The 22,059-nt window shown below is 65.5% G+C and carries 23 protein-coding genes; 14 read left to right on the top strand and 9 right to left on the bottom strand.

The window, feature by feature from the left end; all coding sequences use genetic code 11:
* Positions 1 to 12 precede the first annotated feature (12 nt).
* The 3 genes from SOM39_RS08880 to SOM39_RS08870 form a co-directional block, all read right to left on the bottom strand.
* Positions 13 to 1,371: a phosphomannomutase gene (locus tag SOM39_RS08880; protein WP_320458124.1), complete on the bottom strand. Its 1,359-nt coding sequence runs from the start codon at positions 1,369 to 1,371 to the stop codon at positions 13 to 15.
* Positions 1,372 to 1,519: 148 nt separating this feature from the next.
* The gene (locus SOM39_RS08875) at positions 1,520 to 2,458 is read right to left on the bottom strand and encodes an electron transfer flavoprotein subunit alpha/FixB family protein (protein ID WP_320458123.1); all 939 of its coding nucleotides are present in this window, start codon (positions 2,456 to 2,458) and stop codon (positions 1,520 to 1,522) included.
* Positions 2,458 to 3,204 (bottom strand): electron transfer flavoprotein subunit beta/FixA family protein, encoded by a 747-nt coding sequence (locus tag SOM39_RS08870; RefSeq protein WP_312738948.1) that lies wholly within the window; start codon positions 3,202 to 3,204, stop codon positions 2,458 to 2,460. Before SOM39_RS08870 ends, SOM39_RS08875 begins: the two co-directional genes overlap by 1 nt.
* A gap of 167 nt (positions 3,205 to 3,371) precedes the next feature.
* On the opposite strand from SOM39_RS08870, the gene SOM39_RS08865 reads away from it, so the two are divergent.
* The 8 genes from SOM39_RS08865 (at position 3,372) to SOM39_RS08830 (ending at position 9,710) form a co-directional block, all read left to right on the top strand.
* A complete protein-coding gene (locus SOM39_RS08865; RefSeq protein WP_320458122.1) occupies positions 3,372 to 3,743 on the top strand; it encodes an EamA family transporter in 372 nt (123 codons plus the stop codon).
* 197 nt (positions 3,744 to 3,940) lie between these two features.
* Positions 3,941 to 4,708 (top strand): class I SAM-dependent methyltransferase, encoded by a 768-nt coding sequence (locus tag SOM39_RS08860; RefSeq protein ID WP_320458121.1) that lies wholly within the window; start codon positions 3,941 to 3,943, stop codon positions 4,706 to 4,708.
* A 155-nt stretch (positions 4,709 to 4,863) separates the two neighbouring features.
* Complete coding sequence (gene rfbB / locus SOM39_RS08855; RefSeq protein ID WP_320458120.1) at positions 4,864 to 5,919, top strand: dTDP-glucose 4,6-dehydratase; 1,056 nt, start codon at positions 4,864 to 4,866, stop codon at positions 5,917 to 5,919.
* A gap of 17 nt (positions 5,920 to 5,936) precedes the next feature.
* A complete protein-coding gene (gene rfbA / locus SOM39_RS08850) occupies positions 5,937 to 6,824 on the top strand; it encodes a glucose-1-phosphate thymidylyltransferase RfbA (protein ID WP_320458119.1) in 888 nt (295 codons plus the stop codon).
* The gene (gene rfbC / locus SOM39_RS08845) at positions 6,821 to 7,378 is read left to right on the top strand and encodes a dTDP-4-dehydrorhamnose 3,5-epimerase (RefSeq protein WP_320458118.1); all 558 of its coding nucleotides are present in this window, start codon (positions 6,821 to 6,823) and stop codon (positions 7,376 to 7,378) included. The genes rfbA and rfbC overlap by 4 nt, the downstream gene beginning before the upstream one ends.
* The gene (gene rfbD, locus SOM39_RS08840) at positions 7,375 to 8,274 is read left to right on the top strand and encodes a dTDP-4-dehydrorhamnose reductase (protein WP_320458117.1); all 900 of its coding nucleotides are present in this window, start codon (positions 7,375 to 7,377) and stop codon (positions 8,272 to 8,274) included. The genes rfbC and rfbD overlap by 4 nt, the downstream gene beginning before the upstream one ends.
* Positions 8,275 to 8,350: 76 nt before the next feature.
* The gene (locus SOM39_RS08835) at positions 8,351 to 9,082 is read left to right on the top strand and encodes a CoA transferase subunit A (protein WP_320458116.1); all 732 of its coding nucleotides are present in this window, start codon (positions 8,351 to 8,353) and stop codon (positions 9,080 to 9,082) included.
* A 1-nt stretch (position 9,083) separates the two neighbouring features.
* Complete coding sequence (locus SOM39_RS08830) at positions 9,084 to 9,710, top strand: CoA transferase subunit B (RefSeq protein ID WP_320458115.1); 627 nt, start codon at positions 9,084 to 9,086, stop codon at positions 9,708 to 9,710.
* Positions 9,711 to 9,723: 13 nt separating this feature from the next.
* Here SOM39_RS08830 and SOM39_RS08825 read toward each other — a convergent pair whose 3' ends face one another.
* The gene (locus tag SOM39_RS08825) at positions 9,724 to 11,796 is read right to left on the bottom strand and encodes a glycoside hydrolase family 99-like domain-containing protein (protein ID WP_320458114.1); all 2,073 of its coding nucleotides are present in this window, start codon (positions 11,794 to 11,796) and stop codon (positions 9,724 to 9,726) included.
* Positions 11,797 to 12,930: 1,134 nt separating this feature from the next.
* Here SOM39_RS08825 and SOM39_RS08820 point away from each other — a divergent pair.
* From SOM39_RS08820 to SOM39_RS08800, 5 genes are read left to right on the top strand one after another with little or no spacing between them, the layout of a single operon-like run.
* Positions 12,931 to 13,314, top strand: a complete 384-nt coding sequence (locus tag SOM39_RS08820) for a hypothetical protein (RefSeq protein WP_320458113.1) — start codon at positions 12,931 to 12,933, stop codon at positions 13,312 to 13,314.
* Entirely contained in the window at positions 13,292 to 14,506 is a 1,215-nt protein-coding gene (locus tag SOM39_RS08815) for a hypothetical protein (RefSeq protein WP_320458112.1), read from the top strand. Before SOM39_RS08820 ends, SOM39_RS08815 begins: the two co-directional genes overlap by 23 nt.
* A complete protein-coding gene (locus SOM39_RS08810; protein WP_320458111.1) occupies positions 14,499 to 15,461 on the top strand; it encodes a glycosyltransferase in 963 nt (320 codons plus the stop codon). Before SOM39_RS08815 ends, SOM39_RS08810 begins: the two co-directional genes overlap by 8 nt.
* A complete protein-coding gene (locus SOM39_RS08805) occupies positions 15,445 to 15,837 on the top strand; it encodes a GtrA family protein (RefSeq protein ID WP_320458110.1) in 393 nt (130 codons plus the stop codon). Before SOM39_RS08810 ends, SOM39_RS08805 begins: the two co-directional genes overlap by 17 nt.
* Positions 15,834 to 16,430, top strand: coding sequence for a hypothetical protein (locus SOM39_RS08800; RefSeq protein WP_320458109.1), 597 nt, complete (start codon positions 15,834 to 15,836; stop codon positions 16,428 to 16,430). The genes SOM39_RS08805 and SOM39_RS08800 overlap by 4 nt, the downstream gene beginning before the upstream one ends.
* A gap of 250 nt (positions 16,431 to 16,680) precedes the next feature.
* Here SOM39_RS08800 and SOM39_RS08795 read toward each other — a convergent pair whose 3' ends face one another.
* Positions 16,681 to 17,646, bottom strand: coding sequence for a UDP-glucuronic acid decarboxylase family protein (locus SOM39_RS08795; RefSeq protein ID WP_320458108.1), 966 nt, complete (start codon positions 17,644 to 17,646; stop codon positions 16,681 to 16,683).
* Between the two features lie 220 nt (positions 17,647 to 17,866).
* Here SOM39_RS08795 and SOM39_RS08790 point away from each other — a divergent pair, with 220 nt between their 5' ends.
* Positions 17,867 to 18,457: an alpha-ketoglutarate-dependent dioxygenase AlkB family protein gene (locus tag SOM39_RS08790; RefSeq protein ID WP_320458107.1), complete on the top strand. Its 591-nt coding sequence runs from the start codon at positions 17,867 to 17,869 to the stop codon at positions 18,455 to 18,457.
* On the opposite strand, the gene SOM39_RS08785 is transcribed toward SOM39_RS08790, so the two are convergent.
* Genes SOM39_RS08785 through SOM39_RS08770 form a run of 4 tightly spaced genes read right to left on the bottom strand, consistent with a single transcriptional unit; the run spans position 18,435 to position 21,981 of the window.
* Positions 18,435 to 19,112 carry an ABC-type transport auxiliary lipoprotein family protein gene (locus tag SOM39_RS08785; RefSeq protein WP_320458106.1) on the bottom strand — a complete coding sequence of 226 codons (678 nt, stop codon included), beginning with the start codon at positions 19,110 to 19,112 and terminating at the stop codon, positions 18,435 to 18,437. The genes SOM39_RS08790 and SOM39_RS08785 overlap by 23 nt on opposite strands.
* A complete protein-coding gene (locus tag SOM39_RS08780; RefSeq protein ID WP_068849110.1) occupies positions 19,109 to 20,035 on the bottom strand; it encodes an MlaD family protein in 927 nt (308 codons plus the stop codon). The genes SOM39_RS08785 and SOM39_RS08780 overlap by 4 nt, the downstream gene beginning before the upstream one ends.
* A 3-nt stretch (positions 20,036 to 20,038) precedes the next feature.
* On the bottom strand, positions 20,039 to 20,869 hold the full coding sequence (locus SOM39_RS08775; protein ID WP_320458105.1) for an ABC transporter ATP-binding protein: 831 nt from the start codon (positions 20,867 to 20,869) through the stop codon (positions 20,039 to 20,041).
* The gene (locus SOM39_RS08770) at positions 20,869 to 21,981 is read right to left on the bottom strand and encodes an MlaE family lipid ABC transporter permease subunit (protein WP_320458104.1); all 1,113 of its coding nucleotides are present in this window, start codon (positions 21,979 to 21,981) and stop codon (positions 20,869 to 20,871) included. Before SOM39_RS08770 ends, SOM39_RS08775 begins: the two co-directional genes overlap by 1 nt.
* Positions 21,982 to 22,059 lie beyond the last annotated feature (78 nt).

Below are 22,059 nucleotides of genomic sequence, written 5' to 3'. Positions count from 1 at the left end.
GATCGTCCTGAATCAGTGTTGGGGAGCCTGGCCGCCGATCAAGGCGGTCAGCTCTTCGGTCCGCGCGCGCAGCAGGGCGGCATCGCCACGGGTTTCGACGTTCAGCCGGAGGAGCGGCTCGGTGTTGGAGCTGCGCAGGTTGAAGCGCCAGCTGTCGAACTCCACGCTCACGCCGTCGGTGTGGTCCAGCTGCGGCGACTGCTCGGCGTAGTGCGACAGCACGCGGGCTACGGTGGCCTTGGCGTCTTCGACACGGAAGTTGATCTCACCGCTGCACGGGAAGGCCTTCATGCGGTCGGCCACCAGATCACCCAGCGAGGTGCCGGTCTGAGAAACAAGCTCCGCGATAAGCAGCCACGGAATCATCCCCGAGTCGCAGTAGGCGAAGTCCCGGAAATAATGGTGCGCGCTCATTTCGCCACCGTAAATGGCGTCTTCGGCGCGCATGCGCTCCTTGATGAACGCGTGGCCGGTCTTGCTCATGATCGGCACCCCACCGGCCTGTTCCACCATTTCCACGGTATTCCAGGTCAAGCGCGGGTCATGAATGACCTTGCCGCCGGGGCTGCGCTTGAGCAGGGCGACGGCGAGCAGGCCGACCAGGTAGTAGCCTTCGATGAATTCGCCGCGGCTGTCGAAGAAGAAGCAACGGTCGAAATCGCCGTCCCAGGCGATGCCGAAGTCGGCCCCGTGGGCGCGCACCGCATCGGCGGTCGCCGCACGGTTTTCAGGCAGAAGCGGGTTGGGGATGCCGTTGGGGAAGGAGCCATCGGGTTCATGCTGGATGCGGACGAACTCGAACGGCAGGTGCGGGGCAAGTTCGTCGATCACCAGGCCGGCGCCGCCGTTGCCGGCGTTCACCACGATCTTCAGCGGCTTGAGCTGCGACACATCCACGTACCCCAGCAGATGCTGGATGTAAGCGGTCTTGTCGGTATCGCTGCGCACCTGCCCGGTACCTGCGGGCAGGGGGGCAGTGCCGGCAGCGAAGTCGCGAACATCGAACAGGCCGGTATCGCCACTGATCGGGCGTGCATGCTCGCGCACCAGCTTCATGCCGTTGTAGCCCATCGGATTATGGCTGGCTGTGACCATCACACCACCCGCTGCCTGGCGATGGAAGGTCTGGAAATAAACCTCCTCGGTGCCACACAGGCCAATGTCGATCACATCGCGCCCGGAAGCGGTGAAGCCCTTTTCCAGCGCGGCCTGCAGCTCCGGGCTGCTCAGGCGGATGTCGCGTCCCAGCACGACCGGACCCGGCCCCAGCAGGGACGCGGTGCCGGCGCCAATGCGCTCGGCGAGGGCAGCGTCCAATTCCTCCGGAACGCGGCCGCGGATGTCGTATGCCTTGAAACAGGGGAGCGTCATCAATGCAGTCCTTACAGGGTTGACCGCCGATTATAGCTACAGCGTTCTGATGAGCGCGTGGCGAATCCGGCCAGAAAGGGCGATCCAGGCCCACCCTCAAAAAGGGCCGCGCAACCATTGGATACGCGGCCCGGTTTTCACATCCTATTTACAGTGCAGCTTCCAGCTCCGGCAGCAGGGTAAACAGATCCCCCACCAGCCCGATATCGGCGATCTCGAAGATCGGCGAATCCGGGTCCTTGTTGATCGCCACGATGGTGCCGGCGTCCTTGATCCCGGTCAGGTGCTGGATGGCACCGCTGATGCCCACGGCCACGTAGAGCTCCGGCGAGATGATCTTCCCGGTCTGGCCCACCTGCAGGTCGCTGGGGACATAGCCGGCGTCCACGGCGGCGCGCGAGGCACCCACGGCGGCACCCAGCTTGTCGGCCAGCTGGAAAATCACCTTGAAGTTCTCCTCCGAACCCACGCCACGGCCACCGGAGACCACGCGCTTGGCACTCTGCAGGTCCGGGCGGTCGGTGGCACCGGCGGCCAGGCCGATGAAGCGGGTGTGCGAGGGCAGGGCGGCGTCCACGCTGGCGGCCTCGACCGGGGCGCTGCCGCCCTTGGCCGCTTCCGGCCAGGAGGCCGCACGCACGGTGGCGACCACGATCTGGTCGGCCGGGACCTCCACCGTGATGATGGCGTTGCCGGCGTAGATCGGGCGCTTGAAGCTGTGGCTGCCTTCAACCGTCATCAGGTCCGAAACCTGGTTCACGCCCAGCAGGGCGGCCACGCACGGCATCAGGTCCTTGCCGAAGGTGGTCGAAGGACCGAACACGTGGGTGTAGCCCTTGGCCAGCTGCGCGATCTGCGGGGCCAACACCTGGGCCAGCGCCTGCGCATTGGCCGGGTTGGCCACGGTCAGGACCTTGGCCACGCCGGCCAGTTCTGCGGCCTGGGCGGCCACGGAGGCCGGGTCGGCTGCCAGCACCAGCACGTCGATGCTGGCGCCGCTGATGGCGGCTGCCGCGCTCACGGTCTTGGCGGTGGCGGCGTTGAGCTTGCCGTCATGGTGTTCGGCAACAACGAGGATCTTGGTCATTACAGCAACCCCTTCTGCTTGAGTGCGGCAACCAGTTCGGCCGCGTCCTTGACCATCACACCCTTGCTGCGCTTTGACGGCGCGGCGTACTGCGTTGTCTTGAAGGTGTCAGCGGCTTCAACCCCGAGGTCGGCCAGCTGCAGGGTCTCCAGCGGCTTGGCCTTGGCCTTCATGATGTCGGGCAGCTTGATGAAGCGCGGCTCGTTCAGGCGCAGATCGGTGGTGACCACCGCCGGCAGGTCCACTTCCAGCGTTTCCAGGCCGGCGTCGACCTCGCGGGTCACCGTGGCCTTGCCATCGGCGATCTCAAGCTTGCTGGCGAAGGTCGCCTGCGGGCGGCCCCACAGCGTGGCCAGCATCTGGCCGGTCTGGTTGGCGTCGTCGTCGATGGCCTGCTTGCCCAGGATGACGAGGTCCGGCTGTTCCTTCTCGACCAGCTTGAGCAGGGTGCGCGCGGCGGTCAGCGGCTGGATGGCCTGGTCGGTGACCACGTGGATGGCGCGGTTGGCGCCCATGGCCAGGCCGTTGCGCAGGTGCGCCTGGGCATCGGCCGGGGCGATGGTGGCGACCACGACCTCGGTGGCGATGCCCTTGTCGCGCAGGCGCAGGGCTTCTTCCAGGGCGATTTCATCGAAGGGGTTGGGGGACAGCTTGACGCCATCGGTGACCACGCCGGAACCGTCCGGTTTGACCTGAATGCGGACGTTGTAGTCCACCACGCGCTTGTACGCGACGAGGATTTTCATCTGGTGCGGAATCCTTGAATTACGGAGAACGCCGGTCTGCCTGGGGGCAACCGGTTCGGGGGTGGGATCGCGATTCTAACTGGCTCCGGGCCACCATGCGAATGCGTATGGTGCTGCTCCGCGGTGTATGCTCCCTTCGTGCTTCGGCGCCCTGCCCAGGATGATCCATGCCTCGCCCCGATTCCGCCCTGACCCCGACCGTGATCGCGATGATCGTTGTGACCCTGGCCATGCTTGCCTGCGGACAGGTCCTGTTCAAGCAGGCCTCAGGGCACCTGTCCCTTGCCCGGCCTGCCAGCTTTCTGTCCGGCACTTTGATCATTGCGCTATTCGTCTACGGCGCCGCGACAATGCTTTGGCTTGCAGTATTGGCGCGTGTGCCGCTATCAATGGCTTTCCCGTTCTATGGTTTGACGTTTCTGTTGGTTCCCGCCTTCGCATGGTGGTTGCTGCATGAGCCCATTCGCCCGCAAACGTGGATAGGGGGGGGAGTCATCCTGCTGGGCGTTGTGATCTCATCTTGGGGCCATCGCCAGTAGCGCGATGGCCTCCATCCAGACAAAATGCGCCACGGCCGCGCTGCAGGCAGCGCAAGGGAGGCGGAGTGACGAAGATGGAAACCGCAACGAGCGAGGTAGGCCGAAAATGTCCTGCATGCCATCAACCGCTTGACGTTGGCCTGCAGGATTGGCATCTCGCTTGCAAGCACTGCACTTACGAGGGCAGCACGCTGAGCGTGGATATCGATACCCACGGCATCACCGCCGTGGTCGACGAAGCGATGCGAGAAGAAGGGCTCGGCCACTTGCGCCAGCGGAACTTCGAGATTCTGGAGGCCGATCTGGTGTGTCGGGTACGAGCGGCGCGCGGCGGTCGCCCCACCCTGCTTGATGTCGGCTGTGCGCACGGATGGTTTCTAGAGGCTGGCAGGGATGATTTCGTGGGGACGGGCATTGAGCCGGACGCGCGTGTGGCCGACGCGGCAGAGAAGCGGGGATTGCCAGTCAGGAGAGGATTCTTTCCCGACGTCCTGGCTTCACATGAGTGCTTTGACGTCATTGTATTCAATGATGTGCTGGAGCATATTCCTGACATCAGCGCTGCGCTCGAGGCCTGCGTGCGCCATCTCGAACCGGGCGGTTGGGTAGTCGTGAATGCGCCGTCGAGAACGGGGGTTCTTTATCGTACCTCCAGGATAATGGCCAGGCTTGGTATGCCGGCGACTTTTGATCGCATGTGGCAGAAGGGGTTCCCATCGCCGCATGTGCATTATCTTGATGACCGCAGCATGGAAGCGATTGCAGGTCACGCCGGAATGAGGGTCGCTGCCGCACGTACGCTGCCCTCGATTTCCACGCACGGGCTATATGCCAGGATACGGACGGACAGGAATGTCTCCCCAATCAAGGCCGCCTTGGTGGCTGCCACGCTTACTGCGGCCAGCCCAGCAATGAAGCTGCTCCCGCCCGACATCAAGGTCTGGCTGCTTCAAGTAAAGGGCTGATTGTTCAGGTTGGGACGGCAAGTGGGTTGCGGGTTTGATGAACGGCTCGCCCTCTCGTTGCCAGGTGCCCCTTACACAGCCGTTGTATGCTTCCCGGCTGATGTCGGGCCGCCAGCCGGCTGTCCGATGGACCAAACCGAACAGGAGAACGGGTAGTGCCCACTTGGCTTGTTACCGGCGGAGCCGGATTCATTGGCGGAAATTTCGTGCTTGAAGCGGTCGCCCGGGGCGTGCGCGTGGTGAATCTGGATGCGCTGACCTATGCGGGAAATCTGAAGACGCTGGCACCGCTCGACGGCAACCCGGACCACCTCTTCGTACAGGGTGACATTGGCGACCGCGCCCTCGTCGCGCAGCTGCTGGCCGACCACCAGCCCGATGCCGTGCTGAATTTCGCCGCAGAAAGCCATGTCGACCGCTCGATCGATGGTCCCGGCGCATTCATCCAGACCAACGTGGTGGGTACCCTTGGCCTCCTCGAGAGCGTGCGCGATTACTGGAAAGCGCTGCCTGCGGACAAGGGCGCGGCCTTCCGCTTCCTGCACGTCTCCACCGATGAGGTGTACGGCACCCTTGGCGAAACCGGCAAGTTCAGTGAAACCACCCCCTACGCTCCCAATTCGCCCTATTCGGCGTCCAAGGCTGCTTCGGACCACCTGGTGCGGGCGTTCCACCACACCTACGGACTGCCGGTGCTGACCACCAACTGCTCGAATAATTACGGTCCGTACCATTTCCCGGAAAAGCTCATTCCGCTTGTGATCGCCAAGGCTTTGGCCGGCGAGCCCCTGCCGGTCTACGGCGACGGGAAGCAGGTGCGTGATTGGCTGTTTGTGTCCGACCACTGCGAAGCGATCCGCACCGTGCTGGCCAAGGGCCAGGTCGGGGAAACCTACAACGTGGGCGGCAACTCCGAGAAGGAAAACATCGAAGTGGTGCACGCAATCTGCGCACTGCTCGATGCGCGCCGGCCGCGCGAAGATGGTCAGCCGCGTAGCAGCCAGATCACCTACGTGGCCGACCGGCCCGGGCATGACCGCCGCTACGCGATTGATGCGTCCAAGCTCAAGGACCAGCTGGGCTGGGAGCCGAAATACACCTTCGACCAGGGCATTGCGTCCACCGTCGACTGGTACCTGGACAACCAGGAATGGGTCAATGGCGTGCTCGATGGAAGCTACCGCCTGCAGCGCATCGGCACTGCGGCTTGAATCAAGGAAGGAAGGACATGACCCAGCGTAAAGGCATCATTCTTGCCGGTGGTTCGGGAACCCGGCTTTACCCGATCACCAAGGGCGTCAGCAAGCAGCTGCTGCCTGTGTACGACAAACCGATGATCTACTATCCGCTCAGTGTGCTCATGCTGGCGGGGATACGGGATGTCCTCATCATCAACACGCCACACGAGCAGGCGCTCTTCCAGGCACTGCTTGGTGACGGGTCGCAGTGGGGAATGAACATCCAGTACGCGGTGCAGCCCAGTCCAGACGGACTGGCCCAGGCTTACCTGATCGGACGTGACTTCGTCGACGGCAAACCCAGTTGCCTGGTGCTCGGCGACAACATCTTCCATGGCCACGGCCTGACCGACGTGCTGCACAGTGCCGACCAGCGGCAGCAGGGCGCCACTGTGTTCGGCTACTGGGTGAACGACCCTGAGCGCTATGGAGTGGCCGAGTTTGACAAGCAGGGCAAGGTCGTGGACCTGGTCGAGAAGCCGGCCAGTCCGCGCTCCAACTATGCGGTCACTGGCCTGTACTTCTACGACGGCAACGCCAGCGATTACGCAGCCGAGTTGAAGCCATCTCCGCGAGGCGAACTGGAAATCACCGATCTCAACCAGCGCTACCTGCGCGATGGCCAGCTCCAACTGGAAGCATTGGGCCGTGGCTTTGCCTGGCTGGATACCGGTACCCACCAATCCCTGCTGGAAGCCTCCAACTTCATTGAAACGATCCAGACCCGGCAGGGCCTGCAGGTTTGCTGTCCCGAAGAGATTGCATTCGGCCAGGGATGGATCGACGCTGCCCAGCTGGAAGCGCTGGCGGCGCCCCTTATCAAGAATGGCTACGGCCAATACCTGCATAAACTGGCAGTACGAGGTGTGGTGCGGTGAAAGTAATCGAGACGACCCTTCCGGGCTGCGTGGTACTCGAGCCTGCGGTTTTTGGGGATGACCGTGGATTCTTCTTTGAAACCTGGAATGCCGCTCGTTTCGGCGAACTGGGATTGCCGACGAAGTTCGTGCAGAGCAACGTGTCTTCCTCGACCAAGGGCGTGCTGCGTGGATTGCACTACCAGTGGCCGCGCCCGCAGGGCAAGCTGGTGAGCGTGCTGGAAGGTGAGGTATACGACGTGGCGGTGGATATCCGCCAAGGGTCGCCCACGTTTGGGCGCTGGGAAGCAGTGCTGCTTAGCGCCGAGAACAAGCGCCAGTTCTGGATACCGGAAGGATTCGCGCATGGTTTCGCCGTGCTTTCCGAACGCGCGATCTTCAGCTACCTGTGCACCGAGGTATATCTGCGGGAGTTCGATGCAGCCGTGCGCTGGAATGACGCGGACCTGGCCGTGGACTGGCCGGTCAGTGCCCCCTCCCTGTCTCCCAAGGACGAGCAGGCGCCGTTCCTGAAGGACATCGCCGCGGACCGACTGCCGGTATATTCCCCGTGACCGTGCTGCTGTTCGGCGCCAACGGACAGGTCGGACAGGAGCTGCTGCGCTCGCTCGCGCCGCTCGGATCGATCGTGGCCACCACGCGCAGCGGCACGCTGGCCAACGGCGTGCCGTGCGAGGTCGCCGACTTCGACAACCCCGGGTCGCTGGTGGCCCTGCTGGATCGAGTCCACCCCTATACGGTGGTGAACGCTGCGGCCTACACCGCGGTGGATCGAGCCGAGCAGGATCGCGAAGCCGCGTGGCGGACCAACGCGGAATCACCCGGCGTTATCGCCCGCTGGTGCGCGGCCGCAGGCGTGCCGCTGGTCCATTTTTCCACCGACTACGTGTTCGACGGCCAAGGTACGCGCCCGTACCGCGAAAGCGACCCCACCGGCCCGCTGGGGGTATACGGCGAGAGCAAGCTGGCAGGAGAAATCGCCATCCGCGAGGCCGGGGGGCGGCACCTGATCTTCCGAACTGCGTGGGTGTATGCCCCGCACAGCGCCAACTTCCTGCGCACCATGCTGCGCGTAGGCGCCGAGCGCGACCTGTTGCGAGTGGTCGCCGACCAGGTCGGCACGCCCACCCCTGCCGCATTGATTGCCGATGTCACCGCGCTCGCCCTGCAGCATCCCGGCCAGCTGTCCGGCACCTGGCACCTGACAGCCACCGGGGAGGCCAGCTGGCATGGTTTCGCTGAAGCGATATTCGCCGCCGCCGTCGCCCGTGGCGTATTGCCGCGCGCTCCCCGGGTCGAAGCGATCACGACAGCCGACTACCCCACGCCTGCACGTCGGCCCGCCTATTCGCACCTGGACGTGACGCGCCTGCAGTCCGATTTCGGTATCGACCTGCCGACGTGGCAGGATGGCCTCGCACAGGTGATGGCACAACTGCCCGCGCGCTGAACACGCTGCAGCGCGACAGGGAATACATCGGCCAGCCGCTACAATGCGCCCTTACATCAACGAGGTGAGGGCGTAGATGAGCAAGTCCCCAGACAACGGCCGGCGCGGCAAGCGCTACGCCAGCGCCGCCGAGGCGCTGCAGGGTGCGGTGGCCGATGGCCTTACCCTGGCCGTCGGCGGCTTCGGCCTGTGCGGCATTCCTGAAGCGCTGATCGCCGCGCTGCGCGACACCGGGGTGAAGGGCCTGACGGTCATCTCCAACAACGCCGGCGTGGACGGTTTCGGCCTGGGCCAGCTGCTGGAAACCCGGCAGATCAAGAAGATGATCTCGTCCTACGTGGGCGAGAACAAGGAATTCGAACGCCAGTACCTGGCCGGTGAGCTGGAGCTGGAGTTCAACCCGCAGGGCACCCTGGCCGAGCGCCTGCGCGCCGGCGGTGCTGGCATCCCGGCCTTCTTCACCGCTACCGGCTACGGCACGGTGGTGGCAGAAGGCAAGGAAACCCGCGAGTTCGACGGCAAGCACTACGTGATGGAAACCGCGCTGCGCGCGGACGTGGCGCTGGTGAAGGCGTGGAAGGCCGACGAGGCCGGCAACCTGGTGTTCCGCAAGACCGCGCGCAACTTCAACCCGGCGTGTGCGATGGCCGGCAGGCTGTGCGTGGTCGAGGTAGAGGAAGTGGTGCCGGTAGGCAGCATCGACCCGGACCAGGTGCACCTGCCGGGCATCTACGTGCACCGTATCGTGCACAACCCCACCCCTGAAAAACGCATCGAACAGCGCACCGTGCGTGCGGAGGGCAACTGACATGGCATGGACCCGCGATGAAATGGCGCAGCGCGCCGCCCGCGAGCTCACCGACGGTGCGTACGTGAACCTGGGCATCGGCCTGCCGACCCTGGTCGCCAACCACATTCCTGACGGCGTGGACGTGTGGCTGCAGTCCGAAAACGGCCTGCTCGGCATCGGCCCGTTCCCGACCGAAGCCGAGGTGGATGCGGACCTGATCAACGCCGGCAAGCAGACCGTCACCGCGCGTGAAGGGGCCAGCTATTTCGGCAGCCACGACAGCTTCGCGATGATCCGCGGCGGCCACGTCAACCTGGCCATCCTCGGCGCGATGCAGGTCACTGACAAGGGCGACCTGGCCAACTGGATGGTGCCCGGAAAGATGGTCAAGGGCATGGGTGGCGCCATGGACCTGGTGGCCGGCGTGCAGCGCGTGGTGGTGCTGATGGAGCACACCGCCAAGAATGGCGAGCACAAGATCCTGCCCGAGTGCACCCTGCCGCTGACCGGCGTGGGCGTGGTGGATCGGATCATCACCGACCTTGCCGTGTTCGACGTTACCGACGCTGGCTTGAAGCTGGTCGAAGCCGCGCCTGGCGTGAGCAGGGATGAGTTGAAGGAAAGGACCGGCGTCAGCTTCGGCTGAGCCGGTTCCCGGTTCAGCCTTTTCGGGCGTATGCGTAGGGCTGTCCGTCCGTGAACGGCAGCCCCAGCACGGCCGCAGCGGTCTGCTCCTTTGCGCCGGCATGGCGCACGACCAATGACACGATGCGCTCGATCGCGTGTGCCTGCGTGCCGTCGACCTGGCCTGCTTCGTACTCGAACAGCGACCGGTACAGGTGGGCGTCCAGCAAGGGGCGCAGCGCAGACAGGCGCACCCAGAACATGCTGCCAGCTACGAACGTGTCGCGCTCGATGTCGGCGGCAGGCAACCCGATCCGCGCCAGCAGGGCGCCGACATTGCGCTCGTTCGCGCCCCAGTAGTAATCCAGCCGCTGTACGTGCCCTTCGGGGGCAACCAGACCGAGCGATGGGTCCTGCACGAAAGCGTCAAATATGCCGGTGGCGCGGTCCGCATCCAGTAGCCGACCGGTCAGCTCGCGGCGCCAATCTTCGCCGTCGCGGCGGTGGGTGGAGCGTTTGGTGTGGAGTTTCAGCACCACCTGCTCACCTTCCTGGTACAGCCGTTCGGCAACCTGAAGGAACGGCAGGATGTCGCGTCCGTGGTTGGGATGCACCTCAACCTCGCCCTGCAGCCCGGCTGCGGCCAGGGCCTTTTCCACTGCCTCCCGGCGATCGGCCGTGGTAGTGATGACGATGCGCCAGCGCAGCGCCACAGCGCGCAGGTCCCGGAGCAGCTCTTCGAGCACATCCAGGTACCACGCGTGGATCACCACGCACGGCCGCGTTGAGGCGGGCGCGGTCGCGGGTGCGCGCAGCGCCTGCCGCGTGGCCTCCAGGTAGGCATGGCCCAGCCGGGCGTCCGGCTCAAGTACTGCGCCCTCGGCCCACTCGTTCCAGGCGTTGATGAACACCATACGCTGGGAGGCCGGTACCGGCGCCAAGCGCTTGTGAATCGTGGTCGACAGCCAGTCGCGGTAGCCGCGCGGTGACGCATGCAGGTAAACGCGGCCGTGCCCGGAACGGCGCGCCTCGTTGTCCCAGCCGGGATTGACCCCGGGGTACAGCGGGTAGTCCGGCAGCAGGCGCGCGGCGATTTCGCTGGCCAGCTCGCGCCAGTCTCGCACGTCGCCGTGGAACTCCGGGTTGATCAGGAACTGGTCGGCGGTCAGCGAACGCGGGTTGCTCATGTTCGGCGGGAATTCAACGGCCGCATCGAAATCGATATCGCGCGGGTCCGGGCGCTCGAAGCCCTGCACGTAGGCCAGGTGGATCTCGCCGATGTCATGGTCCCGGCACCACTGGCGCCAGCGCTGTGCGGTGGCACGTGCGTCGGGCAGCAGATGCGGGCGGTACACCAGCAGCATCGGTTTGCCATCCACCTTCAACGCACGGCGGTCGCGCAGGTAATCGGCCACGTGCGTGATGAAGGCGATATCGTCCTCGGCGCTGTGCTGCTGGCCAATGAGAATGTCATCGCTGCGCCCGTCCCAGCGCCGGGCCCAGTTCTCGTTGGCCCAGCAAAGGCAGAACGGCATTTCGATGCTGTCGTCGGCCAGCCATTGGCGCAGCGGCGTCTCCAGCAGCGTGGTGCCGCTGAACCAGTAGTAGTAGAAGCAGAACGCGCCGATGCCATATTCCTGCGCCAGGCTGGCTTGCTCGCGCATGATCTGCGGGTTGCGCAGGTCGTAGAAGCCCAGATCGGCCGGCAAACGCGGCTGCACGTGGCCCTCGAACTGGGGCAGGGCGCGGGTGACATTGCGCCATTCGGTGAAGCCCTTGCCCCACCACGCATCGTTCTGTTCGATGGGGTGGAACTGCGGCAGATAGAACGCCACCAGGGTCGCAGGCAGAGTTGCAGGCAAGGCCTCGGCCCGGTACGGCACGTGGCCGATGGCGGGTTCATCAGCGCGGACCAGCGGGCGGCGGGCGCCGTCGCCGCCCGCCACATCAAGCCGCCCGCGCGCCGGCGGCGGCACCCAGTTCGAGTGCCGGTCCAGGAAGCGGCCGCGCAGGCGGTCGCGCTGCCCCTCTGACATGGGCAGCGCCCGGAAGCCGGTACGCAGCACCAGATAGACTGCTGCGCGCAGCCTGGCCTTCAGGCCGGTCATGAACGGCAGACTCTGGTCAGGGTGAAGGCGGCAACGGACATGCGGGCTCCAGCACAACGGCAATGGCCGTCATTCTGGGCGTTCGCCGGTGCAGCGGCAATGCAGGGCGGCGCCAAACGTCGCTGAGGCCGTCAACGACCGGAATGCGCCCGCTGGTGACTGCGCCTGACCGGCCGAAGTTGTACCGACACCGCCGGCTCCGCCGCACGCAGCAGGATGGCGCCGTCATACATCTCCACCGTCAAACGGGTTCCAGGCGCGATGCCGGCCTCGGACATCCACATGCCGCGCATGTTTGATGCAGGGGATGATCGGGTCGCCGGGCTGTGGCCGTTCGTCGTTGTAGATCAGCGAACCCACCAGAACCCGCTTGGGCTTGTGCCAGCCGAGGTGGGGGCGAGGGTGGAGCGGATGGGCGCATCGTTGTCATGAGAATGCATGGTGGCTCTCCTGAGTGTCTCCCTCGCCGGAATGGCGAGGGAGTCGGGAGGCTGAAAACCGTGTAACGAACGGTGCGACGTATTCCCCATACGGGTGTTGTATTAGTCACCCTCCCGACGCGGAGGACCAGCTGTTCGTTACGGAGTTTTCAGACTCCGGTGCTCACCATGCGGACGCGATGACGGTAGCGGAAGTTGATTGTCTCTGTTGATTTGCGCCGGTTCGATGACGGCATCAATAGTGATGACGCGATCGGGTCATGCGGCGTTGGAATGCCTTGCGTAGCAACGTTTCTGCAATATGGAACATGGTTAACATTGCCGCTGATATCCGAGTTTCGCGGTGTTCCCCGGTGCAATATCGAATGGCGTTTATGGCATTGGTTGCGCCATTTGGCGCGCGGTCGGCGCGGCGCCGCTCTGGGGTGTAGCGTTACCAGGCGTTGACCGGATACGCGCGGTTGTTTGGAAACCAACCCGACCGCCGAGCGCGGCAAAGGCTCTGGTAGGGTCGCATCCCTATCGACCGCCATTGAATTGTCCGCGTCCGATAGTGGCATGAACACCGGCGGAGAAGGCTCTTCCCGGATGCGCGCCCATGTAACGATCACCCGCGTAGGCCGAATGCTAGACTTTCCGGCTTGGCTGAACCTGGAATGCTGCCGTGATCAAACCCGGGAAGGGGAACCCCTCCATGCTGCAACGCTGGCTGGTCGGTCTGCTGATCGGAGCGGCGCTGCTGGTGGGCCTGCGCGGCATCGCGAAGGATGTCGATTTCAACGGATCGCTGCTGCGCCAGGCCTTCGTGGCCGACGCCGGCTGGAGCGAATCGGTACCGCCCGAGGTGGTGGAAGCCCGCGAGCTGCTCCGCCATGAGCAGAGCGGCGGGCCGATTGCCCTGGCGCCGGGCCTCTGGGAGGACCCGCTTGTCCGCGAACGCCTGTGGGACGGGCTGTACCCGCGCCGCATCCACTGGGCTGACAAGGGCCTGATGCTCTGGCGGACTCCCGGCCCCCAGCAGCCCAACTGCACCGACATCGCAAGGAGTGAGCGCATTGTTCTCGTTGACTGCCACTGACGGGGGCGCCCGCGCCGCACTGGGCATGCTGGCCGGCGTGCTGCTCTGCTATGCCTTCGCCGCCTTTGGCTGGGTCGGGCTGCCGGCGCAGCTGGCCTTCATCGCGGTGCTCGTGTGTGCGCTGTGGTCACTGCTCGCCCTGCGCGACGGCCGCGCCGCCTGGATGCTGGGTATCGTCGCGGTGCTGCTGGTGCTGGCATTGGGCAGCCCCACCGACGAGTGGGACCCGCGCTCGATCTGGATGCTGCATGCCAAGCGGATCTACCTGGAGAATTCGCTGTACGCACAGCTGGACGGCTATGCCATCTTCAGCCACAACGATTACCCCTCGCTGATGCCGCTGTGGTCGGCCACGGCCGCCAGGGTGGTGGGGCACTGGAACGAGATATTCCCCAAGGCTGCCGCGACGCTGCTGTTGCTGCCGCCGCTGTTGTTGATCGCGCGCAGCCTGCGCACGTGGTGGGCCGCCGGGCTGTTGGCGGTGGCGGTGCTGGAGGTGGGTGGGCGCTATCTGGTCGACGGCTACATGGATGCGTTCCTGGCGGTCTACGCGGTTGCGGCGCTTGCCGTGGCGATCCAGCCGCGCAGGGACGCGGCCGAGGGGGCCTGGTTCAACCTCGCCGCCTATGCGGCGCTGTCGGCGGTGCTGACCCTCATCAAGAACGAAGGCGCGGTGCTGGCCATTCTGGTCGGCGTGGTCGCGGTGGGTACGGTCCTGCTGCGCGACCGCCGCATGCCGTGGGGCCTGCTGGCCGCGTTCGCCGTGTCGATGCTGCCGCTGCTGGCGTGGAAGCTGGCCGTGGCCGGCGCCGACCTCGGCAACGACCTGGCCCAAAGCGACCTGAAGGGGCAGCTGCTGGCGCGCCTGCCCGAGCTGGCACCCAGCGTGCTGATCCTGAAGGCCCTGTTGCGCAGTGCGGTGTGGGTGCCGCTGGTGCTGCTGCTGGTACTGTGGACCCGCACTTGGCGCGTGTCTGCGGCCCGGGCCGGGCTGGCCGTTGCCGCGGCTTATTTTGGCGTGCTGTTCGCGGTGTACCTGAGCACTCCGCACGATCTGGCCTGGCACCTGGCCACCAGTGCCAAGCGCGTGGCGCTGCCGGTACAGTTGCTGTTGATGTACGCGGTGCTGGTGCTGCTGGACCAGTGGAGACAGACGGGCCCGCGCCGGAATGCAGGAGAACCCAATGCTTGAGCCCAGCGCGACGTTCGTGGTGGTGACGCCGGTCTACGAAGACCACGTAGCCTCCACCCGGTTGTTCACCGAACTGGCGCGCCTGTACGGCGACCGCGTGTTCGTGGTGGCGGTGGATGACGGCTCGATCCGCGAACCGGTGCAGCCCTTCCAGCTGTCCAGCTCCGGGGTCAGCGGGGTGGTGCTGAGGCTGCGCCGCAATGTCGGCCACCAGAAGGCGATCGCGATCGGGCTGGGCTATGTCGAAGAGAACCTGCCGGACGCCCAGCGGGTGGTCGTGATGGATTCCGACGGCGAAGACCTGCCCGAAACCATCGCCACCCTGCTCGAGGCGTTGCGCGACGAAAACGTGGACGTAGCCGTGGCGCGGCGCAGGAGCCGGGTGGAAACCCTGCGGTTCCGCGCGTTCTACGTGGTCTACAAATTCATCTTCCAGCTGCTGACCGGGCGCACCATCAGCTTCGGCAACTTCATGGCGATCAAGGTCGGTGCGCTGCACCGGCTCAACGCGATGCACGAGGTCTGGACCCATGTGGCCGCGGGGCTGATCGCCAGCAAGCTGCGCCTGGCGGTGTGCCCGATCGACCGTGGGCCGCGCTACGCCGGGCAGAGCAAGATGAACTTCGTGGGCCTGACCCTGCATGGGTTCCGCGCGCTGATGGTGTTCGCCGAAGACGTGCTGGTCCGCGTGGGCCTGATGTGCGTGCTGGTGTCTTCGGCGTCGATCGTGCTGGCCGTGGTAGCCACCCTGCTCAAGCTGGCCGGTTACGCCACGCCGGGCTGGTTCTCGATGGCGCTGGGCGTGCTGTTCCTGGTGTTCCTGCAGACCGGTACGCTCACGCTGATGACGCTGATGCTCAGTGGCATCGTGCGCGGCACCATCCAGAAACCGGGCGCGTACCGTGAATACCTGGCCGGTGTCACCGAAGTAACCGCCGATGTCGCGCCGCGCTGAGATCCGCCAGCTGCTCCGTTACGTCATCAATGGGTTGGTGGCGACCGGCGTGCACTTCGCGGTGCTGAGCCTGCTGGTGGAGGTGGTGCATGTGCCTTCGAAAGGCGTGGCCAACCTGCTGGCGGCGGCGGTGGCCATCGTGTCGTCCTTCCTGGGCAACCGCTACTTCGTTTTCGCCGCCACCCAGGCCCGCGCCAGCGGCCAGCTGTGGCGGTTCGTGCTGCTGTATGCCGCCATTGCATTGCTCAACGGCGGGCTGATGGCGCTGTGGTCGGACCTGCTGAAGTTCGATTACCGCGTGGGCTTCGTGCTGATCAGCATCATCCAGTTCATCCTTTCGTTCCTGGGCAACCGCCTGCTGGTATTCAAGCCATGAAAACCCTGCGCAACGCACTGCTGCTGACCATCGTCTACGTGGTGCTGCTGCTGGGCATCCACTTCCTGCACGTGCGCTTTTTCAGCGTGGACGTGGTGTTCTATGCGGCGATCGGCGATGCGCTCCTGGCGGCAGTGCTGACCGGCCTGTTGCTGCTGCTGCCCGCGCTGCGGCGCTTCACCGTGACCGAGAAAGTACTGCTGGTCGCGGTGTGGCTGCTGGGTGGCTATTCCTTCGCGATTTCCGTGCCGACCGTGATCGACCGTTCGCTGTCGTTCTACATCCTGGAAAAGCTGGACCAGCGCGGCGGCGGCATCCGCCAGGATGCCTTCCAGGACGTGTTCACCAAGGAATACATGGTGGAACACCGGCTGGTGGACGTGCGGCTGACTGAACAGGAAAGCTCGGGCACGATCCACATCGAAAAGGGCTGCGTGCTGCTGACCGACAAGGGCAGGCGCGTGGCCGGCATGAGCCGCTTCTACCGCCAGCATTTCCTGCCAAAGCAGCGGCTGCTGCTGGGTAAATACTCCGACGACCTGACCGACCCGTTCCGCCACAGCCGCCAGGACGTCACCTACCAGTGTCGGTAACGCCTACGGCAGAAGAATCAACGCTGTTGTAGAGCGGAGGGGGGGGAGAGCGGACGGGTATCACGGACGGGTATCGCGTACGGGTATCGCGTACGGGTATCACGGACGGGTATCACGGACGGGTAGAGCGGACTGTTAGTCCGCTGCTCTTCGCGCAGAAGGCAGCCGTCTAACAGACGGCTCTACCAGGCTAAAGGCAGCCGTCTAACAGACGGCTCTACCGTGCCAATGCGCCATCCAGAAGACGGCGTTACCGGGATTCGCTCAGCAGGGTGTCAAAATAGGCAATCGTCCGGCGCAACCCTTCTTCCAGCTTCACCTGCGGTTCCCACCCACCCAGCCGGCTCTTGGCCAGCGTGATATCCGGCTGGCGCTGCATCGGATCATCCTGCGGCAGCGGCTTGAACACCAGCTTTGACCCGGAATTGGTCAGCGCGATAACCGCCTCCGCCAGCTCGCGGATGGTCATCTCTGCCGGATTGCCCAGGTTGCACGGCCCGGTGAAATCCTTGTCCGTGGCCATCAAGCGCATGAAACCCTCTATCAGGTCATCCACGTAGCAGAACGAGCGCGTCTGCTGCCCCTCGCCGTAAATGGTGATGTTCTCGCCGCGCAACGCCTGCACGATGAAGTTGGACACTACGCGCCCATCATTGGGATGCATGCGCGGGCCATAGGTGTTGAAGATGCGCGCCACCTTGATGTCCAGCCCATGCTGGCGGTGGTAATCGAAGAACAGCGTCTCGGCGCAGCGCTTGCCTTCGTCGTAGCACGAGCGCGGGCCGATCGGGTTGACGTTGCCCCAGTATTCCTCGCGCTGCGGGTGCACGCTGGGGTCGCCGTATACCTCGCTGGTGGAGGCCTGGAAGATCCGGCAGTCCAGCCGCTTGGCCAGGCCCAGCAGGTTGATAGCACCGTGCACCGAAGTCTTGGTGGTCTGCACCGGGTCGTGGCTGTAATGCACCGGCGACGCGGGGCAGGCCAGATTCCAGATCTCGTCCACCTCGATGTACAACGGGAAGGTCACATCGTGGCGCAGGAACTCGAAGTGCGGGTTGCCCAGCAGGTGCGCGATGTTGCGCTTGGTGCCGGTGAACAGGTTGTCCGCGCACACCACCTCATGGCCCTGCTCCAGCAGGCGTTCGATCAGGTGCGAGCCGAGGAATCCGGCGCCACCGGTGACCAGGACGCGCTTGCTGCTGTCGTGACTTCTCATGCAGGAACCTTGTGACAATGCGGCGGGTGGGTGCGCGACGGAAACGCGCCTCAGGCCGCAGATTGTAGAGGACTCGACGTGGAGGTGACGCGTACCCGCCCAGCGCAGATACCGGGTGACGCGTACCGGCCGGGCGCAGACACCGGGTAGCGCCGGCCGTTGGCCGGCCCAGGCGGTCCCTGCAGCCCGTTGGCACGCAGTGGCATGCTAGCGTTCCCGCATGGACCTCCATCTTCCCGATGCCTCGGTGCACTGGCACCGCCACTGGTTGGCCGCCGCCGAGGCGGATGCCCTGCAGCGACAGCTGCGCGGCGAGGTGCCGTGGGGGGTGCACCGGATCCGCATGTTCGGGCGGTCGGTGGATTCGCCTCGGCTGAGCTGCTGGATGGGCGATCCCGCCGCGCGGTACCACTATTCGGGCACCGACTTCGTCCCGCACGCCTGGCATCCCGCCCTGGTCCCGCTCCGCGATGCGTTGGGCAGGTTCTGCGGCCAGCCATTCAACAGCGTGCTGCTCAACTGCTACCGCGACAACGACGACGGCATGGGCTGGCACAGCGACAACGAACCCGAACTGGGCCTCACGCCGGTGATCGCCTCGCTGAGCCTCGGCGCGGCCCGCCGGTTCCTGCTGCGCCGACGCGATGACCATGCGCGCAAGGCCGAGGTCATCCTGGGTCATGGCGACCTGCTGGTGATGGGGGGGCGCACGCAGACCTTCTACCAGCACGCCCTGCCAAAAAGCGCCCGGCCCTTGGCCGAACGCATCAACCTCACGTTCCGTTGGATCAACGCAACCGCGTCGGGATGACTGCGGCGGTCTGGCTGTCGGCCTGGCCCGTTACGAGCGTCCACCCGACCAGTTCGGTGGTGACCGCCTGGAGGCCCTGCTCGAGCGCCCGGGCGACATCGCCGGTCGCGGTGCTGCCTACCGGCTGCTCCTGGCGGAACGTGCGGTCGGCAACCACGCGCTGGTCGATCACGTGGATCAGCTTGGCGTTGATCTCGATGAAAGCGGTCGGGGTCGGCTGGCCGCGGTAATCGGATTCGAAACGGCGTACATCCAGCGCCAGCTTGTAGTCGGCGCGGATGCCGGTGGTGGCACGCGCCACGCCGGTGATGCGGCCGGAATCCTCGAACGCGCGCACCAGCGCGTCGTCCACCATGTCGGTGGCCGGCTGCGCCCAGCTCACGCCCTTGTAGACCTCAAGCTCACCCGGGTTCGGCCGCACGTTGATGCGCGGGCTGTCGACCACGCGCGCGGCGGTCGGCTTGACCAGCACCAGCGCCCAGTCGACCTTCGGCCAGGACGGGTCGGGCTGGATCTTCACCACGGGGGAGTAGATGGTGACCTGGCTGCGCTCGCCGCCGCCCAGCAACGACGAGCAGGCGCCCAGCGCGATCATCAGTGCCGCCGGCAGCAGCAGGCGGGGCAGGGAGGCGGGCAGGAGAGGGAAGCGGCTCATTTGGGTTCGAACTCCTTCGGCGCGTCGCGGCCCAGCAGGTAGCGGGCCGGGTTGTTGTCCAGTTTGTCGCTGACCCGGCGCAGGTCGCGGATCAGCCCGCGCAGCTCGGTCAACGTCGGCCCGAGCTGGGCCAGGCCATCGTTGGCGAAGCTGTTGATGGCCGCGCGGTTCTCGCCCAGGATCGAATCGGCACTGCCGGCCGCCGAATCGAGCTTGGTCAGGGTGGTTTCCAGCTTGTCCAGGATCGGCGGCAACTGCTGCACCAGGTTGGTGTCCAGGCGCTGGATGGTGCCGTTGGTGGTCTTCAGCGTGCTGTCCAGGCTGCGCGCGGCATCGCGCGCGCTGAGCAGCAGCGCCTGGGTACCCTGGTCGCGGTCGGCCAGGCCGCCGCTGATGGTTTCCAGGTTGGCCAGGGTGGCGTTGATGCTGGCCACGTTGCGGTCGCTCAGCACCTGGTCCATGCGCTCGACGATGCGGTTGGCCACGTCGGTGATGTTCTGCAGCGCCGATGGCGTGGTCGGGATGATCGGCGCCGGGTCCTTGTTCACCGCGGTCAGCGCCTGCGCCTGCGGCGTGCCGCCGCTGAGCTGGATGATCGACGGCCCGGTCAGGCTGGTGATGGCCAGCTTGGCGCGGGTGTCGGTCTTGACCGGCGTGTTGGAGTTCAGGCGGATCCGCGCGACCACCTGGCGCGGGTCATCCGGCACCAGGTTCAGTTCGGTGATCGAGCCGACCGCGATGCCGTTGTACTGCACCGGGCTGCCCACCGACAGGCCGGTGACGGCCTCGCGGAACACCACCCGGTACTCGGTCCAGGTGCGGTCGGAGGAGTACTTGGCCGCCCAGAGGCCGAAGGCCAGCAATGCCAGCCCCACGATCAGGGTGAACGCGCCGATCAGTACGTAATTGGCTTTGGTTTCCATGGCTTACTCGCTCTTCTGCTTGGCAGCGCGTGCAGCACGCGCACGCGGTCCGTGGAAATATTCCTGGATCCACGGATGCTCCAGTTGTTCGATCTCATGCAACGGTGCGTTGGCGATCACCTTGTGGTCGGCCAGCACCGCCACCCGGTCGCAGATCGCATACAGGGTGTCCAGGTCGTGCGTGATCAGCAGCACGGTCAGGCCCAGCGCTTCCTGCAGGGTCTTGATCAGGCGGTCGAAAGCGGCCGCGCCGATCGGGTCCAGCCCGGCGGTGGGCTCGTCCAGGAAGAGCAGCGGCGGGTCCAGCGCCAGCGCACGGGCCAGGCCGGCACGCTTGCGCATGCCACCGGAGAGCTGCGAGGGCAGCTTGTTGATCGCGTCGGCCGGCAGGCCAGCCAGTTTCACCTTCAGCAGCGCCAGCTCGTAGTGCCAGCGCTCGGGCAGTTCGCCGTGGTGTTCCTTCAGCGGCACCTGCACGTTCTCGCCCACGGTCATGGACGAGAACAGTGCGCCATCCTGGAACAGCACGCCGGTGTTGCGTTCGATGTGCAGGCGGTCGGCGCGGTTTTCCGAACGCGCATCCACGCCCAGCACCTCGATCTCGCCGGCATCGGGATGGCGCAGGCCCAGGATGCTGCGCATCAGCACCGATTTGCCGGTACCCGAGCCGCCCACCACGCCCAGGATCTCGCCGCGGCGCACGTCCAGGTCGAGCCCGTCATGCACGGTCTGGCTGCCGAAGCGGTTGGTCAGCCCGCGCACGCGGATCGCCAGGCCGTCTTCATCGGCCAGGTCGGAGCGGGTGTCTTCTTCAGGGGCGGCTGTGGTCGTCATCACCAATCCATGTGCATGAACCACAACGCGGCGAACGCGTCGATGATGATCACCAGCGAGATGGTCTGCACCACGCTGGAGGTGGTGCGCTCACCCACCGACTGCGCGGTGCCTTCCACCTTCAGACCCTCCAGGCAGCCAATCAGGCCGATCACGGCGGCGAACACCGGCGCTTTGGACAGGCCCACCAGCATGTGCCGCACTTCAATGGTGTCGTGCAGGCGCGCCAGGTACATCTGCGGCGGAATATCCAGGTCGAACGCGCCCACGGTGACGCCACCGGCCAGGCCGGCGATCATCGCCACGAAGGTCAGCAGCGGCAGGGTGATCAGCAGCGCGATCAGGCGCGGCAGCACCAGCAGGTCGACCGGGTCCAGGCCCAGGGTCTGGATGGCGTCGATTTCCTCGCGGGCCTTCATCGAGCCGATCTGCGCGGTGAACGCGCTGGCGGTGCGGCCGGCCAGCACGATCGCGGTAAGCAGCACCGCGAATTCGCGCAGGAAGGCGATGCTGACCAGCTCCACCACGTAGATCTCGGCGCCGAAGTCACGCAGGATGGTCGAGCCCAGGAACGCGATCACCGCACCCACCAGGTAGGACAGCAGCGCCACCAGCGGCACCGCATCCAGCCCCACCTGCTCCATGTGGTGCACGGTGGCGGTCAGTCGGAAACGGCGCGGCTCGCGCAGCAGGCGGCCGCCCTTGACCAGGTTCTCGCCGAGGAAGCTGGCCAGCGCCACGATGTTGTGGCCGGTCGCATGCACGCTGCGGCCCAGCCGCTCCAAGGCGGCAAGCACGCCGAAGTCGCGCTTGGCCTTGGGGCGGTCGTCGGCCACTTCTTCGATGGTGCAGACCAGCGCGCGGTGGTCCTCGCGGAAGGTCAGTGCATCCTCGGCCAGGTCGGCGCGATGGGCCACGCGCAGCACCTGCAGCACGCCAGCCGAATCCAGCTGGGTGATGCCGCTGGCATCGATGCGGGTGACTTTTTCCGGTGCTGCGCGCAGCACTTCGGCCGCGTCCAGCGCGGTGCGCAAGGTCCACTGGCCGGACAACCGGATGAGACCGGGGTCCTGTGGATCCTGTTCAAGTTTGGGAGTCTGGTCTGGCGTCATGGGGCGTCCTCCACGCAGCATAACCTGTCTGCGTGGATGCCAAGTGTGTGTGCGCCCCGACATCGGGTAATACTACGC

The organism is Stenotrophomonas sp. CFBP8994 (genome assembly GCF_034044835.1).
In the GTDB taxonomy this organism is placed as follows: domain Bacteria; phylum Pseudomonadota; class Gammaproteobacteria; order Xanthomonadales; family Xanthomonadaceae; genus Stenotrophomonas; species Stenotrophomonas rhizophila_A.
The sequence above is the reverse complement of the archived record's forward strand: the minus strand, read 5'-3'. Positions and strand labels throughout refer to the sequence as shown.

What these genes read in the sequence shown, in the direction of transcription:
- SOM39_RS08880 (WP_320458124.1), bottom strand. Translation starts at nt 1,371, where the DNA reads ATGACGCTCCCCTGTTTCAAGGCATACGACATCCGCGGCCGCGTTCCG.
- SOM39_RS08875 (WP_320458123.1), bottom strand. Translation starts at nt 2,458, where the DNA reads ATGACCAAGATCCTCGTTGTTGCCGAACACCATGACGGCAAGCTCAAC.
- SOM39_RS08870 (WP_312738948.1), bottom strand. Translation starts at nt 3,204, where the DNA reads ATGAAAATCCTCGTCGCGTACAAGCGCGTGGTGGACTACAACGTCCGC.
- SOM39_RS08865 (WP_320458122.1), top strand. Translation starts at nt 3,372, where the DNA reads ATGCCTCGCCCCGATTCCGCCCTGACCCCGACCGTGATCGCGATGATC.
- rfbA (WP_320458119.1), top strand. Translation starts at nt 5,937, where the DNA reads ATGACCCAGCGTAAAGGCATCATTCTTGCCGGTGGTTCGGGAACCCGG.
- SOM39_RS08835 (WP_320458116.1), top strand. Translation starts at nt 8,351, where the DNA reads ATGAGCAAGTCCCCAGACAACGGCCGGCGCGGCAAGCGCTACGCCAGC.
- SOM39_RS08830 (WP_320458115.1), top strand. Translation starts at nt 9,084, where the DNA reads ATGGCATGGACCCGCGATGAAATGGCGCAGCGCGCCGCCCGCGAGCTC.
- SOM39_RS08825 (WP_320458114.1), bottom strand. Translation starts at nt 11,796, where the DNA reads ATGACCGGCCTGAAGGCCAGGCTGCGCGCAGCAGTCTATCTGGTGCTG.
- SOM39_RS08820 (WP_320458113.1), top strand. Translation starts at nt 12,931, where the DNA reads ATGCTGCAACGCTGGCTGGTCGGTCTGCTGATCGGAGCGGCGCTGCTG.
- SOM39_RS08810 (WP_320458111.1), top strand. Translation starts at nt 14,499, where the DNA reads ATGCTTGAGCCCAGCGCGACGTTCGTGGTGGTGACGCCGGTCTACGAA.
- SOM39_RS08805 (WP_320458110.1), top strand. Translation starts at nt 15,445, where the DNA reads ATGTCGCGCCGCGCTGAGATCCGCCAGCTGCTCCGTTACGTCATCAAT.
- SOM39_RS08800 (WP_320458109.1), top strand. Translation starts at nt 15,834, where the DNA reads ATGAAAACCCTGCGCAACGCACTGCTGCTGACCATCGTCTACGTGGTG.
- SOM39_RS08795 (WP_320458108.1), bottom strand. Translation starts at nt 17,646, where the DNA reads ATGAGAAGTCACGACAGCAGCAAGCGCGTCCTGGTCACCGGTGGCGCC.
- SOM39_RS08790 (WP_320458107.1), top strand. Translation starts at nt 17,867, where the DNA reads ATGGACCTCCATCTTCCCGATGCCTCGGTGCACTGGCACCGCCACTGG.
- SOM39_RS08785 (WP_320458106.1), bottom strand. Translation starts at nt 19,112, where the DNA reads ATGAGCCGCTTCCCTCTCCTGCCCGCCTCCCTGCCCCGCCTGCTGCTG.
- SOM39_RS08780 (WP_068849110.1), bottom strand. Translation starts at nt 20,035, where the DNA reads ATGGAAACCAAAGCCAATTACGTACTGATCGGCGCGTTCACCCTGATC.
- SOM39_RS08775 (WP_320458105.1), bottom strand. Translation starts at nt 20,869, where the DNA reads ATGACGACCACAGCCGCCCCTGAAGAAGACACCCGCTCCGACCTGGCC.
- SOM39_RS08770 (WP_320458104.1), bottom strand. Translation starts at nt 21,981, where the DNA reads ATGACGCCAGACCAGACTCCCAAACTTGAACAGGATCCACAGGACCCC.